Below are 15,202 nucleotides of genomic sequence, written 5' to 3'. Positions count from 1 at the left end.
GCCACATACAAGGGGGATCAAATATGGCACGTCGTTACTTCGGAACGGACGGCATTCGGGGTAAGGTCGGCGAAGGGCCAATCACGCCGGAATTCGTGTTGCGGCTGGGTTACGCTGCCGGCAAGGTGCTGGCAGGCGCCGACCAGTGGGCGAAGACGGGCACTCGCCCGACGGTGCTGATCGGCAAGGACACGCGCGTGTCGGGCTACATGCTCGAAGCCGCGCTCGAATCGGGCTTCTCGGCAGCCGGCGTCGATGTGATGCTGGCCGGCCCGATGCCGACGCCCGGCATTGCCTATCTGACGCGCGCGCTGCGGCTTGCCGCGGGCGTCGTGATCAGCGCGTCGCACAACCCGTACTACGACAACGGCATCAAGTTTTTCTCGGCCGACGGCAACAAGCTGCCCGACGACGTCGAGGCGCAAATCGAGGAGCAACTGGAGTTGCCGCTCGCGTGCGCGACTTCCGAGCGCCTGGGCAAGGCACGCCGTCTGGACGACGCGGCCGGCCGCTACATCGAGTTTTGCAAGAGCACGTTCCCGGCCGCGTACGACCTGCGCGGCATGAAGCTCGTCGTCGATTGCGCTCACGGCGCCGCGTATGACGTCGCGCCGCATGTGTTCCATGAACTCGGCGCAGAAGTGATCCCGATCGGCGTCTCGCCGAACGGCTTCAACATCAACGACGGCGTCGGCGCGACCGCGCCGGATGCGCTAATCCGCGCGGTGCGCGCGAACCACGCGGACCTCGGTATCGCGCTCGATGGCGACGCCGATCGTCTGCAGGTCGTTGACGGGTCCGGGCGCCTGTTCAACGGCGACGAGCTGTTGTACGTGCTGGTCAAGGACCGTATCGCGACCGCCGGCCACGTGGAAGGGGCGGTCGGCACGCTGATGACCAACATGGCCGTGGAAGTCGCGCTGCAACGCACCGGCGTGAAGTTCGTGCGCGCCGCGGTCGGCGACCGCTATGTGCTCGAACAGCTTCGCGAGCACGGCTGGCAGCTTGGCGCGGAAGGCTCGGGCCATATTCTGTCGCTGGATCGCCATTCGACTGGCGACGGCATCGTGTCCGCGCTGCTCGTGCTGGCGGCGATGCAGCGCAGCGGCAAGTCGCTCGCGGATCTGCTCGACGGCGTCACGCTGTTCCCGCAGAAGCTGATCAACGTTCGCATGAAGCCCGGCGCGGACTGGAAGGGCAGCGAGACGATCCGCCGGGCGATCAAGATGGCTGAAGGCGCGCTTGACGGGCGCGGCCGCGTGCTGATCCGTGCGTCGGGCACCGAGCCCGTACTGCGCGTGATGGTCGAGGCGCAGAACGTCGCGGACGCGGTTCAGCATTCCGAAGCGATTGCCGACGCGGTGCGGGAAGCGACGACCTGATCGATACACGGACAGGCGAAGGCGGGCCGTGCCCGCCGTCGCCTGTCCGGTCGGCCCAACCAGAGTTGCCTCAGCGGTGCCGCGAACCGCGTGGCCGGCATTCACCCTCAAACGAAGACGCGTTCCCCAGCCGCCCGAAGAGCGGCACATCCCGCGCAAAACACCATCCTCCACGCTGGGCGCAAACGTTCACGCCCCATCTTTTTCGCCTACCTTAGAGGAGGCGATGCAAAGTACATCGTCACGGCGGCAATGTGGCAGCTTCGGCACCTTTCACCCGGTAATATAAGTGTCATACGCGTTTCACGGTTAGTCACGTTTTTGTCATAAAGAGACCCTAAGCTTCGCGGTGTTCAAGTTTCACGCTCACACCACACGCTCACACTGCCTTGGAGGTCTCATGAAATTGATGCAAACCGTGTTCGCTGGCGTCGCTGGCGCGCTCTTCGCAATTGCAGCGCAAGCCGCAGACATCACGGGCGCGGGCAGCACGTTCGCGGCACCGATCTACACGAAGTGGGCTGACGCCTATCAGAAGTCCGGCGGCGGCAAGGTCAACTACCAGGGAATCGGTTCGTCGGGCGGCGTGAAGCAGATCGTCGCGAAGACCGTCGATTTCGCCGGTTCGGACGCTCCGCTGAAAGACGACGAACTCGCCAAGGAAGGCCTGTTCCAGTTCCCGACGGTGGTCGGCGGCGTGGTGCCGGCAGTCAACGTGCCGGGCGTGAAGCCGGGCGAACTGGTGCTCTCGGGTGAAGTGCTCGGCGACATCTATCTCGGCAAGATCAAAAAGTGGAATGACCCGGCTATCGTTGCGCTGAACCCGAAGGTCAAGCTGCCGGATCTGGACATCGCCGTGGTGCGCCGCGCTGACGGTTCGGGGACCAGCTTCATCTGGACGAACTACCTGTCGAAGGTCAACCCGGAATGGAAGGCGAAGGTCGGTGAAGGTTCGACGGTCAACTGGCCGACCGGCACGGGCGGCAAGGGCAACGACGGCGTCGCGGCATTCGTGCAGCGTCTGCCGGGTTCGATCGGCTATGTGGAATGGGCGTACGCGAAGCAGAACCACATGAACTACGTCGCGCTGAAGAACGAAGCCGGCGCAGTGGTTCAGCCGCAGACCGAGACCTTCAAGGCAGCGGCTGCTGGCGCTGACTGGTCGAAGTCGTTCTACCAGATCCTCACGAACGAGCCGGGCAAGAACGCATGGCCGATCGTCGGCGCGACGTTCGTGCTGCTGCACACGACGCAGGAGAAGGCGCCGCAAGGCACGGAAACGCTGAAGTTCTTCGACTGGGCGTTCAAGAACGGCGGTCAGGCCGCGAACGATCTGGACTACATCTCGCTGCCGGAATCGGTCGTTTCGGAAATCCGTACGCAGTGGAAGCAGAAGGTGAAGGATTCGGCAGGCAAGTCGCTCGCCGAGTAACAGGCAAAAGCGAGGCACAAGCGCCTCGATAGCGCGGGCGCGGTCGGTCGACGCGCCCTGCAGTACCCCGGCCGTCCTCGAATGAGGACGGCCGATGGCTTTCACGCGGCATGCGCCGCAGGCGTCATCGGCCGCCCGACATGTGTCGTCCGGCAACTGGAATCAGGTCCTTCAGGCTCTCATGTCCGATATTCATCTGGCGTCCGGCACGGGCCGGGCCACTCCGCCCGGCAGTGCGTCGCAGCAGAAAGCGCCTGGCCGCTCCGGCGATGTGATCTTCGGCGGCCTCGCACGCCTTTCCGCCATCGTTACGCTGTTGCTGCTCGGCGGCATCATCGTCTCGCTGATCATCTCCTCGATGCCGTCGATTCGCGAGTTCGGTCTCGCGTTCCTGTGGACCGCAGTCTGGGATCCGCCCAGCAAGCAATTTGGCGCGCTCGTGCCGATCTACGGCACCGTCGCGACGTCGATCATCGCGCTCATCATCGCGGTGCCCGTCAGCTTCGGCATCGCGCTCTTTCTGACCGAGCTGTCGCCCACATGGCTGCGCCGGCCGCTCGGCATCGCGATCGAGCTGCTCGCCGCGATTCCGTCGATCGTGTACGGCATGTGGGGCCTGCTCGTGTTCGCGCCGATCTTCGCGACGTGGTTCCAGAAGCCGCTCGGCGCGGTACTCGGCGGCATTCCGATCATCGGCGCGCTGTTCGCGGGTCCGCCGATCGGCATCGGTATTCTGTGCGCAGGCGTGATCCTCGCAATCATGATCATTCCGTATATCGCATCGGTGATGCGCGACGTGTTCGAAGTCACGCCGGTGCTGCTGAAGGAATCGGCGTACGGTATCGGCTGCACGACGTGGGAAGTGATGTGGAAGATCGTGCTGCCGTTCACCAAGAGCGGCGTGATCGGCGGCATCATGCTCGGCCTCGGTCGCGCGCTGGGTGAGACGATGGCGGTCACGTTCGTGATCGGCAACACCAATCTGCTCGACAATATTTCGCTGTTTTCGCCGGGCAACAGCATCACGTCCGCGCTCGCCAACGAGTTCGCGGAAGCGGACCCGGGCCTGCATACCTCGGCGCTGATGGAGCTTGGCCTGATCCTGTTCGTGATTACGTTCATCGTGCTGTCGATTTCTAAAATCATGCTGCTGCGTCTCGAGAAAGGGGAGGGCGCGAAATGAGCGGGCCGTCCCTGAACATGCCGGGTCTGAAGGACCCTGCGACGCTCCAAACGATGCGCGCGCGCCTGCAAGGACGCCGGCGCCTGACGAACGCGGTCGCGCTGACGCTATCGCTCACGGCGATGGCGTTTGGTCTGCTGTGGCTCGTGTGGATTCTCTATACGACGCTGCGTCTCGGAATCGGCGGTCTGTCGCTCGACCTGTTCACGCAATCGACGCCGCCGCCGAACACCGACGGCGGCGGTCTCGCCAATGCGATCGTCGGCAGCCTGCTGCTGGTGGGGCTCGCGACTTTCGTCGGCACGCCGATCGGCATCATGGCCGGTGTCTATCTCGCCGAATACGGCCAGAAGAGCTGGCTCGCGAACGTTACGCGCTTCATCAACGACATCCTGCTGTCGGCGCCGTCGATCGTGATCGGTCTGTTCGTCTACGCGCTCGTCGTCGCGAAGATGGGCCACTTCAGCGGCTGGGCCGGCGTGCTCGCGCTGGCGCTATTGCAGATTCCGATCGTGATCCGCACGACCGAAAACATGCTGAAGCTCGTGCCGAACGCGATGCGTGAAGCCGCGTTCGCGCTCGGCACGCCGAAGTGGAAGATGGTGCTGGCGATCACGCTGAAGGCGTCGATCGCGGGCATCGTCACCGGTGTGCTGCTCGGTGTTGCCCGGATCGCCGGCGAAACCGCGCCGCTGCTCTTCACCGCGTTGTCGAACCAGTTCTTCACGGTCGATATGGGCCAGCCGCTCGCGAACCTGCCGGTCACGATCTACAAGTTTGCGATGAGCCCGTTCGCGCAGTGGCAATCGCTCGCGTGGGCCGGCGTCTTCCTGATCACGCTCGCGGTGCTGGGATTGAACATCCTCGCGCGCACGATCTTCTCGAACAAGTAAGGGCGGAGTGAATCCGATGAACATGGCAGAAACCCAACTCAATCCGATCGGGCACGCAGCCGCGCCCGCGGGCTCCGACCCCGAACACGGCGCTCAGGCGCAGACTCCGTCGCGTCCGAAGATCGAGGTCAAGGACCTCAACTTCTTCTACGGCAAGTATCACGCGCTGAAGAACATCAATCTGGAGATTCCCGAAGGCAAGGTGACCGCGTTCATCGGCCCGTCGGGCTGCGGCAAGTCCACGTTGTTGCGTACCTTCAACAAGATGTACGCGCTCTATCCTGAGCAGCGTGCGGAAGGCGAAATCGTGATGGACGGCGAGAACCTGCTGACCACGCGCCAGGACATTTCGCTGCTGCGCGCGCGCATCGGCATGGTGTTCCAGAAGCCGACGCCGTTTCCGATGTCGATCTACGACAACATCGCGTTCGGCGTGAAGATGTTCGAGAAGCTGTCGCGCTCGGAAATGGACGACCGCGTCGAGTGGGCGCTGACCAAGGCGGCGCTTTGGAACGAAGTGAAGGACAAGCTCGGCCAGAGCGGCTATGGTCTGTCGGGTGGCCAGCAGCAGCGTCTGTGCATCGCGCGCGGCATTGCGATTCGGCCCGAAGTACTGCTGCTCGACGAGCCGTGCTCGGCGCTCGACCCGATTTCGACGGGCCGTATCGAAGAGCTGATCGCCGAGCTCAAGAGCGACTACACGGTCGTGATCGTCACGCACAACATGCAACAGGCGGCCCGCTGTTCGGACTACACTGCCTATATGTACCTTGGTGAACTGATCGAATTCGGCGACACCGAAAAGATCTTCATCAAGCCGGTCCGCAAGGAAACCGAGGACTACATCACTGGCCGCTTCGGCTGATCCGCCGGGCAATACAACGGAGTACGACATGTCCGATAAACATCTGTCCAGCCAGTTCGACGCCGACCTGAATCTCGTTTCGTCGAAAGTGCTCGAAATGGGCGGCCTCGTCGAATCGCAGATCGTCAACGCGATGCAGGCGCTCAACGAATTCGACCTCGGTATCGCCGAGCAGGTCATCGCCACCGAAGATCGTCTGAACAAGATGGAAGTCGAGATCGACGAGGAGTGCAGCAACATCATCGCGCGCCGTCAGCCGGCCGCGCGCGATCTGCGTTTGCTGATCGCGATCTCGAAGACCATCACGAACCTCGAGCGCGCCGGCGACGAAGCCGAAAAGATCGCGAAGCGCACCAAGCGCCTGATGGAAGACGGCGCGTCGCGCACCATCAATATCGCCGAGATCAAGCTCTCCGGCGAGATGGCGGTGTCGATCCTGCGCCGCGCGCTCGACGCGTTCGCGCGTCTCGACACGGTCGCTGCCGCGCAGATCGTGCGCGATGACAAGGCGATCGACGAGGAATTCCGTGCGTTCGTGCGCAAGCTGATTTCGTATATGACCGAAGATCCGCGTTCGATCTCGGTCGGCCTCGACTTCCTGTTCATCGCGAAGGCGATCGAGCGGATCGGCGACCATGCGAAGAACATCGCTGAATTCATCATCTACATCGTGAAGGGCACCGACGTGCGGCATCAGTCGCGCGACACGCTCGAACGCGAAGCGCTCAGCTAATCCAGAGATAAGGAACAGAGGTGTCGATGCCCAGCAGCATTCTCGTCATTGAAGATGAGCCCGCCATTTCCGAACTGATTTCGGTCAATCTTCAACACGCCGGGCACTGCCCGATTCGCGCGTACAACGCGGAGCAGGCACACAACCTGATCAGCGACGTGCTACCCGATCTCGTGCTGCTCGACTGGATGTTGCCGGGCAAATCGGGCATTTCGTTCGCGCGCGATCTGCGCAACAACGAGCGCACCAAGCATATCCCGATCATCATGCTGACCGCGCGCGGCGACGAGCAGGACAAGGTGCTCGGCCTCGAAATCGGCGCGGACGATTACGTGACGAAGCCGTTCTCGCCGAAAGAGCTGATGGCGCGCATCAAGGCGGTGCTACGCCGCCGCGCGCCGCAGCTGACCGAAGACGTTGTAGCGATCAACGGCCTGAGGCTCGATCCGGCCACGCATCGCGTCGCGGCGCATGCGCAAGGCAACGAGATCAAGCTCGATCTCGGCCCGACCGAATTCCGTCTGCTGCACTTCTTCATGACGCACCCGGAGCGCGTGCATAGTCGCACCCAACTGCTCGACCAGGTGTGGGGCGATCACGTGTTCGTGGAGGAGCGTACCGTCGACGTGCATATCAAGCGTCTGCGTGCGGCACTCAAGCCGGCCGGGTGCGATGCTATGATTGAAACGGTACGCGGCAGCGGCTACCGGCTGGCGAAGAGCGCCTGACAGCCGCCGGCGGTGCAGCGCGTTGCGCTGTGCCGCGACACTTTCCTCCTGCGCCGTACTTTCTCTTCGATCGCTAGACCATGAACATCATCTGGGCGCGCTCCATCGTGTCCGTCGTGCTGCTTGCTGTTCTGTGCGCGGTGGTCGGCGCACTGGTGAACGTCAAGGCGGGCCTCGCCCTCGCCATCGCCATGCTGCTCGCACAGAGCTTCTTCGGTACCTTCCACAAGCAGCGCCTCTGGCGTCTGCTCGATGCGCCGGTGTACGGCGAAGTGCCGAGCGCCCCCGGCATCTGGGGCGAAATCTACTACCGTCTGCACAAGCTTGCGAAGCGCTGGCACGCCCAGGTGCGCCAGGTCGAGCAGCAGCATTCGCGTTTCATCCAGGCGATCCAGGCGTCGCCGAACGGCGTCGCGATGCTCGACGATCACGATCAGATCGAATGGTGCAATGCCATTTCCGAAAGCCACTTCGGGCTCGACGCGAAGCGCGATCTGCGTCAGCACATCACGCATCTGGTGCGTCATCCGGATTTCGTGCGCTACCTGAATTCGCACCGGTATGAGGAAATGCTGATCATGCGCGGCATGGGCGAGAAGCGCCAGAACGTGCTGTCGGTGCAGGTGTTTCCGTATGGGGACAATCGCAAGCTCGTGCTGTCGCAGGACATCACCGAGCTCGAACGCACCGATGCGATGCGGCGCGACTTCGTCGCCAACGTATCGCACGAGCTGAAAACCCCGCTCACCGTGCTGTCCGGTTTTCTCGAAACGATGCGCGAGCTGCCGCTGAGCGAAGCCGAGCGGGCGCGCTATCTCGACCTGATGGAGCAGCAGGCGTCGCGCATGCGTCATATCGTCAGCGATCTGCTCGTACTCGCGACGCTCGAGGGCGACAACAGGCCGCCGAGCGATCAGATGATCGACATGCAAGCAGTATTGCGGCATCTGGAGGACGATGCACAGAGCCTCTCCGGCGATCATCACAAGATCGTCTTCGACGCCGATGAATCGCTGACCGTTACCGGCGTCGAAACCGAGATTCTCAGCGCGTTCGGCAATCTGGTCACGAATGCGATCCGCTATACACCAGATGGCGGCTCGATCAAGGTGAGCTGGCGCGCGCTCGGCGGCCATGCGGTGTTCTCGGTGGCCGATAGCGGCCTTGGCATTCCGGCAGCCGATATCCCGCGGCTCACCGAGCGCTTCTATCGTGTCGATCGCAGCCGTTCGCGCGACACGGGCGGCACCGGGCTCGGCCTTGCGATCGTCAAGCACGTGCTGCAGCGACACGACGCGCAACTCGAGGTGAAGAGTGAAGAAGGGCGCGGCAGCACGTTCACGGTCCGCTTTCCGGCGTCCCGAACGGCGCGTTGCCAGACTGCGCAGGTGTGAGTGCGGCAGTCGGCGAGAGCGCCGGTCCATGAAAAAAACCGCCTGCGAAAGGCGGTTTTTTTATGCTCGCTCATCCCGGAGTGGCCGCATTCGCGGTGAGCACTCCGACCCGCGGGTGGCTACGAACAGAACCTGCCTAGCAGACTCATCTGCGCGTTGCGCGACGACTTGCCCGGGCGACGCCGGCGATAGTGGCCGTCGCTTTGCATCAACCAGGCCGACTGGTTGTCGCCGAGAAACGCCGAGAGCCCTTCCGCGATCACGCGCCGTTTCAGGCGCCGGTTATTCACCGGGAATGCGACTTCGACGCGCCGGAACAGATTTCGATCCATCCAGTCGGCGCTCGACAGATAGACCTGCTCCTTGCCGCCGTCGTAGAAGTAGTAGATGCGGTGGTGTTCGAGAAAGCGTCCGACGATCGAGCGCACCGTGATGTTCTCGGAGAGCCCTGCCACGCCGGGCTGCAGCGAGCACACGCCGCGCACGATCAGATCGATCTTCACGCCGGCCTGCGATGCTTCGTAGAGCTCAGCGATCACCGTCGGTTCGAGCAGCGCGTTCATCTTCGCGACGATGCGCGCCTTCCTGCCCGCGCGCGCATGCTCGGCTTCCCTGCGGATCGCCTCGATGAGCTTGGGATGCAGCGTGAACGGCGACTGCCAGAGCTCGTGCAGCTTCAGCTCACCGCCGATGCCGGTCAGCTGCTGGAACACGTGGTGCACGTCCTCGCAGATTTTCTGATCGGCGGTCATCAGACCAAAGTCGGTATAGAGGCGCGCGGTGCGCGGATGATAGTTGCCGGTGCCGAGGTGCACGTAACGCTTGAGCGTCGACTTGCCGTCCGTCAACACGCGTCGCACGATCAGCATCATCTTCGCGTGGCACTTGTGGCCGACAACGCCGTAGACCACATGCGCGCCGACCGCTTCGAGCTGCGAGGCCCAATTGATATTGGTTTCCTCGTCGAAGCGGGCGAGCAGCTCGACGACCACCGTCACTTCCTTGCCGTTGCGGGCGGCCTGCATCAGCGCGTCCATCAGCGGCGAGTCGGTGCCAGTGCGGTAGATGGTCTGTTTGATCGCGACCACGTTCGGGTCCTTGGCCGCCTGGAGCAGCAACTCGAGCACCGGCTGGAAACTCTCGTACGGGTGATGCAGCAGCACGTCGCCCTGATCGATCACGTCGAACATGCTGGCGCTGTTGGCGATCTGCGGCGGCGTCGACGGAATGTGCGGCACGAACTTCAGATCGGGCCGGTCGACCATCTCGGGCAACTGCATCAGCCGCACCAGATTGACGGGGCCGTTCACGTAGTAGCAGTCCTTGTTGGACAGACCGCTTTCGTCGAGCAGGCGCTGCACCACATGCGCGGGAGTTTCCGCCGATACTTCGAGCCGCACCGCATTGCCGAGATGGCGCGCCGGCAGTTCGCCCTGCAACGCAACGCGCAGATTGGTGATTTCGTCTTCGTCGACGAACAGTTCGCTATTGCGCGTGATGCGAAACTGATTGCAGGTGCGCACGACCAGCCGCGGAAACAGCTCGTTGACGAAGCGCTGGAGCAGCGAGCTCAGCAGCACGAAGCCATGCGGGTAACCCGACAGTTCCTGGGGCATGCGCACGAGCCGCGGCAGCGCGCGCGGCGCCTGCACGATGCCCATCATCGCCTGACGGCCGAACGCGTCCTTGCCTTCGAGTTCGACGACGAAGTTCAGGCTCTTGTTGAGCACCCGCGGAAACGGATGCGCGGGATCGAGGCCGATCGGCGTGAGCACCGGCAGCAGTTCGTCGAAGAAGTAGTTGCACGCCCATTCGGTCTGCGCGTCGCTCCATGCTTCGGTGCCGTGGAAATAAATGCCTTCCTGTTCGAGCGCGGTGAGCACGGTGTCTTGCAACATCGTGTACTGCCGATGCACGAGCTTCTGCGCGCGCTCGACCACAAGGTCGTACGCGTGCTGCAGCGACATGCCGTCGGGAGACAATGCGCCGGGGTTGTCGCGCATCTGTTCCTGGAGCCCGGCCATACGGACTTCGAAGAATTCGTCGAGGTTGCTGCTGGTGATGCAGATGAAACGGAGGCGTTCGAGCAAGGGGACGGCGGGATCGGCGGCTTGCGCCAGTACGCGCTCGTTGAAACCCAGAATGCCCAGCTCGCGATTCAATAAGGGATAGCGGACGGACATCGGCGGTGAGATCGGAATGTCTGAAATGGTGACAGAAAGACGCTCGGAAATTCTCACGGTTTGATGACGTCCTGATGACATCTGGAATGTTTTTAACATTTATGCCGCAATCGTATTCTGTCGTCAATATGACGCATTACCTATGCGACGATACTGAACTCCCTGCGCCGCGAGGTGACATCGTGAAGGCTGCTACGCTTAGAATGGCGTCTTTGAACAGTGCGGCAGGCCGCGACACGCATCATGCGCCGAAGGCGCAGGGCAGGCGGGTGGCGGTGCCGGCGTCCGGCGCCACGCCAGCGGCCGCAGCCGCAGCGCTCGCGCGTATGGAGTACGCTTACCCGATGCCACATACCCCTCACCTCCTCGCTGCCGTCGATCTTGGTTCGAACAGCTTCCGGCTGATCGTGGGCCGGGTCGAGGAAACCGACGCGGGCAGCCAGATCTATCAGGTCGATGCCTTGCGCGAACCGGTGCGGCTGGCCGCCGGGTTGTCGCGTGACAAGATGCTCGATCGCGCCTCGCAGGTGCGCGGCTGGGACGCGCTGAAGCGCTTTGGCGAGCGCCTGCGCGATTTTCATCCGGACCACGTGCGCGCGGTCGCGACCAATACCTTGCGCATCGCCAAGAACGCGGCCGAATTTCTCGGCGAGGCACAGGCCGCGCTCGGATTTCCGATCGAAGTGATCGCGGGGCGCGAGGAAGCGCGTCTGATTTATGCGGGCGCAGCGCACTCGGTGCCGGCGAGTGCGGGCACACGTCTCGTCGTCGATATCGGCGGCGGCTCGACCGAATTCATCATCGGCTCGCACTACACGCCGATCATGATGGAAAGCCTGTATATCGGCTGCGTGAGCCATAGCCGCGCGTTTTTCCCGGCCGGCAACGTCGACGAGTACACGATGCGCCAGGCCGAGCTCGCCGCGCGCCGCGAAATCCAGATCATCTCCGCCGAGTACAAGAAAACCGGCTGGGAGCAGGCGATCGGTTCGTCGGGTACCGCGCGCGCGCTCGCCGAACTGGTCGAGGCGAACAATTTCAACGATGCGGGCGTGACCCACGGAATCTCGCGCGGCGGCCTCGAGCGGCTCAAGCGCGCGCTGATCAAGGCCGAAAACGTGAACCGGCTGAAGCTGGTCGCGCTAAAGAGCGACCGCGTGCCGGTGCTCGCAGGCGGCCTGTCGATCATGATCGCGGTGTTCGACGAATTGGGCATCGATTACGTCGATACCACCGACGGTGCGCTGCGTCTCGGTGTCATGTACGACCTGCTCGGCCGGACGCAGCACGAGGACATGCGCACGGTGACGGTCGAAGGCTTCATGCGCCGCTACGGCGTCGATCGCCCGCAGGCGGCCCGTATCAGCGATCTGTCGACGAGCTTCTACGATCAGTTCGCCGAGCCGGACGAAGAGCGCCGCGAGGAAAATCGCATGTTCATCGGCTGGGCGGCCTCGCTGCATGAAATCGGGCTGTCGATCTCGCATAGCGCGTATCACAAGCATTCGGCGTATATCGCCAGCAACGCCGATATGCCGGGCTTTTCGCGCACCGACCAGGCGCGCCTCGCCGCCCTCGTGCTCGGTCATGCAGGCAAGTTAGGCAAGCTGTCGCAGACGCGCGAGGTCGAATGGCCGCTGCTGTTCTGCTTGCGACTCGCGGCGTTGCTGTGCCGTCGACGCGCCGATGTCGGCCTGCCGGGCATCACGGTCGCTCAGGCCAATGGCGGTTACGAGGTGCGTCTGCCCAACGAGTGGGTTGCCAACAATCCGTTGACGGACTACAGCCTGATCCAGGAAGCGGCGGAATGGGAGAAGGTTGGGATTCCGTATCGTGTGGTTTATACGGACGATTGATGTGAACCGGCTCAGCGCACGCGTTGGTTCGCGGCGTGCGCATGAACAAAAAAGCCCTGCAAATGCAGGGCTTTTTCATTGCTCAGCTCAACTTATCGGGGCAACGCGTCGCCAAGGAAGTGCCGGGCGTAACGCGCATTGATTTCCGACAGACGGAACAGTGTCAGAAAGTCCGCGGTATTGAAGTCGGGATCCCACGCCGGTGCGCCACAAATCTTCGCGCCCAGACGCAGATAGCCCTTCACGAGCGGCGGCGGCGCGACGGCGGCGCCCGTCTGCAGCTCGTCGACCGGCAGCGGCGTATGCGGGAACGCTCGATATTCGGGTGCGGTGAGCGCGTTATCGCGCAGCGAGCAATACAGGTTCGCCGCATAGTGTCCGCCGTCGGCCATCGCGACGCTCGCGCAGCCGAGCATGGTCTCGTAGCCATTGTGCTGCATGTACGCGCCGAGCCCCGCCCACAGCGACATGATCACCGAGCCGCTGCGATAGTCGGGATGCACGCACGAGCGGCCGACTTCGACCATCTTCGCGCGCAGGTGCGTGAGACGCGACAGGTCGAACTCGCTTTCGGCGTAGAGACGGCCGATGCGCGCGGCCTGATGAGGCGGCAGCGCGCGATACGTGCCGACTACCTTGAGCGTGTCGAGATCACGCACCAGCAAATGATCGCAGTACGAATCAAATGCATCGACGTCGAGGCCGGCGGGGCCACTTAGACGAGCGCCCATTTCGTCGGCAAATACACGGTAGCGCAGCCGCTGTGCTTCGCGCAGCTCTTCGTCGGTACGCGCCCACGACACTTGCAGGCGATGCTGCGCGGTGACCGTTTCCTCGGCGCGCGGCAGACGGCGCGATTCGAAGAGCGAGGCGAAGGGCAGGGTGGGCGTCGGCAGTTCTCGCATTGGCGGTCCTGGTCAAAAAGAGTGAGGATTTCTTTTTTCGCCAATGTAGTAACGCGGGGTGACGCTCGCGTGGCAAAGCTATGACGATTGGATGACTGCCTGTAAGCCCTCGCAAATGCCATCGTCATGCCGGACGCGTCGCGCGACGCACGAAGAAGTCAGATCAGATCGGGGCTGATCGCGGCGCGCAGCACCGCCTGTGCTTCGCCCTCGCGCTCGCGGCTCTCGATCCACCAGATGGCGGATTTTTTCAGCGGCCAGCTCGCGCCGCTTTCGCCGAGCAACTGAGCGGCGACGTGGCCGAGCGTCGGTTGATGGCCGACGATTACCACGGTCTGCGCGATGCCGCCGGGCCAGCCGGCCGCTTCGAGGACATCGTCCGCGCTCGCATTCGGCGCCAGTTCGCGGACGACGCGATACTGGTCGCTCAACGTCTCGGCGGTCTGGATCGTGCGCACGGCGGGGCTCGCGAGTATGACCGCGTGGTCGGGCAGGCGCGCGCGCAGCCATTTCGCGGTGTTCTGCGCCTGTTTGCGGCCGCGTGTGGTGAGCGCGCGGGAGAGATCGCTCGCCGCGACGTCTTCGGCTTCGGCGTGACGCCAGAGGATCAGGTCCATAGGGGAGTCTCCTAACTGACTGGCTTGAGATCGCGTTGCGGCGGGTTTGCGTTCGGTATTGCGCGCCATCGGAGCAACGTACGTGTGCAAGCACTGTCGCATGTGCGCATGATGATGTGCAAGGCGGGTGCCCAGACCCGACGCGAGCCAAGACCCGACGCGAGCCAAGACCAAACGCGAGCCAAAAAGCAAAAACCCGCGAAGCCGGAGGCTTCGCGGGTTTCGTGTTGCTTTTCGTGGTCGGAGCGAAAGGATTCGAACCTTCGACCCTCTGATCCCAAATCAGATGCGCTACCAGGCTGCGCTACGCTCCGACGAATCCGAGAGTATAGGGGGTGCTTGCTGGAGCGTCAATCCCTTGATGACGTGTGGCGCACACGCGGCTCTTACTGGCCCGAATCCAGCAATGCATGCGCTCCTATCACGACGATAGACGCGACGCCGGCTTTCGCGCCGACAAGTCCAGAAGCCATTCGATCCGAATCGAAGATCGCCCGCGTCAATGCCGTGGACGCCTCCAATGCGGCATATGCAGATGCGCATGCGCCCAGTGATGCAGCATGCCCTCACCATCGTGTTCGCGCCGGTAGGCCCGGAATTCGAAAATCGACAACGCCACCAGCACGAGCAGGCCTATTGTGAGCCCGACCAGGCCCGCGATCGATTCACTGTCCATGGCAGTCTCCTGATAGCTCCAGCCATGAGCTCATAGTAGCTCACGTCTCGCGAAATCTCACGAAATGGAAAGGGCGCGGGAGAGGCGCGCGTGATGGCGTCGCGCAACGTGCTTTGCGGGTAGACTCTTGGCGCGCCGGCGGGCGTCCGCTCGCCACCTCTTTATCCCGGAGACGATTGCATCATGACCCGCGTTCTGACTCTTGCGTTGCTACTGTGCGCCGGCGTTGCCGGCTGTGCGGACAATCCGTCCGCGCATCACGGCCCGCCCCCGCACGATCCCGCTGACTACCACGGCGTGCCCACGGACGACAGGCCACCCTCGATGGTGCCCGCGCCCGACGCGCAATGAGCCG

General features: G+C 63.2%; 14 protein-coding genes and 1 tRNA gene. 10 read left to right on the top strand and 5 right to left on the bottom strand.

The genetic code is table 11. From position 1 onward, the window contains the following. Positions 1-23: 23 nt before the first annotated feature. From glmM to phoR, 8 genes are all read left to right on the top strand, one after another. On the top strand, positions 24-1,382 hold the full coding sequence (glmM, locus tag LJ655_RS17715) for a phosphoglucosamine mutase (RefSeq protein WP_230562548.1): 1,359 nt from the start codon (positions 24-26) through the stop codon (positions 1,380-1,382). Positions 1,383-1,782: 400 nt separating this feature from the next. Next, the gene (gene pstS, locus LJ655_RS17710) at positions 1,783-2,814 is read left to right on the top strand and encodes a phosphate ABC transporter substrate-binding protein PstS (RefSeq protein ID WP_230562547.1); all 1,032 of its coding nucleotides are present in this window, start codon (positions 1,783-1,785) and stop codon (positions 2,812-2,814) included. A 181-nt stretch (positions 2,815-2,995) separates the two neighbouring features. After that, on the top strand, positions 2,996-3,997 hold the full coding sequence (gene pstC / locus LJ655_RS17705; RefSeq protein ID WP_230562761.1) for a phosphate ABC transporter permease PstC: 1,002 nt from the start codon (positions 2,996-2,998) through the stop codon (positions 3,995-3,997). Further along, positions 3,994-4,890 (top strand): phosphate ABC transporter permease PstA, encoded by an 897-nt coding sequence (gene pstA / locus LJ655_RS17700; protein WP_230562546.1) that lies wholly within the window; start codon positions 3,994-3,996, stop codon positions 4,888-4,890. The genes pstC and pstA overlap by 4 nt, the downstream gene beginning before the upstream one ends. 16 nt (positions 4,891-4,906) lie before the next feature. Further along, positions 4,907-5,755 (top strand): phosphate ABC transporter ATP-binding protein PstB, encoded by an 849-nt coding sequence (gene pstB / locus LJ655_RS17695; RefSeq protein ID WP_230562545.1) that lies wholly within the window; start codon positions 4,907-4,909, stop codon positions 5,753-5,755. Between the two features lie 28 nt (positions 5,756-5,783). Continuing rightward, a complete protein-coding gene (phoU, locus tag LJ655_RS17690) occupies positions 5,784-6,488 on the top strand; it encodes a phosphate signaling complex protein PhoU (RefSeq protein WP_230562544.1) in 705 nt (234 codons plus the stop codon). A 26-nt stretch (positions 6,489-6,514) separates the two neighbouring features. Next, the gene (phoB, locus tag LJ655_RS17685; protein ID WP_230562543.1) at positions 6,515-7,216 is read left to right on the top strand and encodes a phosphate regulon transcriptional regulator PhoB; all 702 of its coding nucleotides are present in this window, start codon (positions 6,515-6,517) and stop codon (positions 7,214-7,216) included. A gap of 80 nt (positions 7,217-7,296) precedes the next feature. Beyond that, positions 7,297-8,610, top strand: coding sequence for a phosphate regulon sensor histidine kinase PhoR (gene phoR / locus LJ655_RS17680; protein ID WP_230562542.1), 1,314 nt, complete (start codon positions 7,297-7,299; stop codon positions 8,608-8,610). Between the two features lie 119 nt (positions 8,611-8,729). On the opposite strand, the gene ppk1 is transcribed toward phoR, so the two are convergent. Then, the gene (gene ppk1, locus LJ655_RS17675) at positions 8,730-10,793 is read right to left on the bottom strand and encodes a polyphosphate kinase 1 (protein ID WP_230562541.1); all 2,064 of its coding nucleotides are present in this window, start codon (positions 10,791-10,793) and stop codon (positions 8,730-8,732) included. 203 nt (positions 10,794-10,996) lie between these two features. Between ppk1 and ppx the strand changes: the two genes are divergently transcribed. Beyond that, positions 10,997-12,649 carry an exopolyphosphatase gene (gene ppx / locus LJ655_RS17670; RefSeq protein ID WP_230562540.1) on the top strand — a complete coding sequence of 551 codons (1,653 nt, stop codon included), beginning with the start codon at positions 10,997-10,999 and terminating at the stop codon, positions 12,647-12,649. Positions 12,650-12,741: 92 nt separating this feature from the next. Here ppx and LJ655_RS17665 read toward each other — a convergent pair whose 3' ends face one another. The 4 genes from LJ655_RS17665 to LJ655_RS17650 form a co-directional block, all read right to left on the bottom strand. Continuing rightward, a complete protein-coding gene (locus tag LJ655_RS17665; protein ID WP_230562539.1) occupies positions 12,742-13,554 on the bottom strand; it encodes a GNAT family N-acetyltransferase in 813 nt (270 codons plus the stop codon). A gap of 158 nt (positions 13,555-13,712) precedes the next feature. Beyond that, positions 13,713-14,171: a SixA phosphatase family protein gene (locus LJ655_RS17660; RefSeq protein ID WP_230562538.1), complete on the bottom strand. Its 459-nt coding sequence runs from the start codon at positions 14,169-14,171 to the stop codon at positions 13,713-13,715. Between the two features lie 237 nt (positions 14,172-14,408). Continuing rightward, positions 14,409-14,485, bottom strand: a tRNA-Pro gene (locus LJ655_RS17655). 185 nt (positions 14,486-14,670) lie between these two features. Next, positions 14,671-14,847 (bottom strand): hypothetical protein, encoded by a 177-nt coding sequence (locus tag LJ655_RS17650; RefSeq protein ID WP_230562537.1) that lies wholly within the window; start codon positions 14,845-14,847, stop codon positions 14,671-14,673. Positions 14,848-15,030: 183 nt separating this feature from the next. On the opposite strand from LJ655_RS17650, the gene LJ655_RS17645 reads away from it, so the two are divergent. Next, a complete protein-coding gene (locus LJ655_RS17645; protein ID WP_230562536.1) occupies positions 15,031-15,198 on the top strand; it encodes a hypothetical protein in 168 nt (55 codons plus the stop codon). The last annotated feature ends 4 nt before the right edge of the window (positions 15,199-15,202 follow it).

Source organism: Paraburkholderia translucens (assembly GCF_020881035.1).
GTDB classification, from domain to species: domain Bacteria; phylum Pseudomonadota; class Gammaproteobacteria; order Burkholderiales; family Burkholderiaceae; genus Paraburkholderia; species Paraburkholderia translucens.
The sequence above is the reverse complement of the archived record's forward strand: the minus strand, read 5'-3'. Positions and strand labels throughout refer to the sequence as shown.

Excerpts from the sequence above, each read along its gene's own strand:
- glmM (WP_230562548.1), top strand. The coding sequence starts at position 24 with ATGGCACGTCGTTACTTCGGAACGGACGGCATTCGGGGTAAGGTCGGC.
- pstS (WP_230562547.1), top strand. The coding sequence starts at position 1,783 with ATGAAATTGATGCAAACCGTGTTCGCTGGCGTCGCTGGCGCGCTCTTC.
- pstC (WP_230562761.1), top strand. The coding sequence starts at position 2,996 with ATGTCCGATATTCATCTGGCGTCCGGCACGGGCCGGGCCACTCCGCCC.
- pstA (WP_230562546.1), top strand. The coding sequence starts at position 3,994 with ATGAGCGGGCCGTCCCTGAACATGCCGGGTCTGAAGGACCCTGCGACG.
- pstB (WP_230562545.1), top strand. The coding sequence starts at position 4,907 with ATGAACATGGCAGAAACCCAACTCAATCCGATCGGGCACGCAGCCGCG.
- phoU (WP_230562544.1), top strand. The coding sequence starts at position 5,784 with ATGTCCGATAAACATCTGTCCAGCCAGTTCGACGCCGACCTGAATCTC.
- phoB (WP_230562543.1), top strand. The coding sequence starts at position 6,515 with ATGCCCAGCAGCATTCTCGTCATTGAAGATGAGCCCGCCATTTCCGAA.
- phoR (WP_230562542.1), top strand. The coding sequence starts at position 7,297 with ATGAACATCATCTGGGCGCGCTCCATCGTGTCCGTCGTGCTGCTTGCT.
- ppk1 (WP_230562541.1), bottom strand. The coding sequence starts at position 10,793 with ATGTCCGTCCGCTATCCCTTATTGAATCGCGAGCTGGGCATTCTGGGT.
- ppx (WP_230562540.1), top strand. The coding sequence starts at position 10,997 with ATGGCGTCTTTGAACAGTGCGGCAGGCCGCGACACGCATCATGCGCCG.
- LJ655_RS17665 (WP_230562539.1), bottom strand. The coding sequence starts at position 13,554 with ATGCGAGAACTGCCGACGCCCACCCTGCCCTTCGCCTCGCTCTTCGAA.
- LJ655_RS17660 (WP_230562538.1), bottom strand. The coding sequence starts at position 14,171 with ATGGACCTGATCCTCTGGCGTCACGCCGAAGCCGAAGACGTCGCGGCG.
- LJ655_RS17650 (WP_230562537.1), bottom strand. The coding sequence starts at position 14,847 with ATGGACAGTGAATCGATCGCGGGCCTGGTCGGGCTCACAATAGGCCTG.
- LJ655_RS17645 (WP_230562536.1), top strand. The coding sequence starts at position 15,031 with ATGACCCGCGTTCTGACTCTTGCGTTGCTACTGTGCGCCGGCGTTGCC.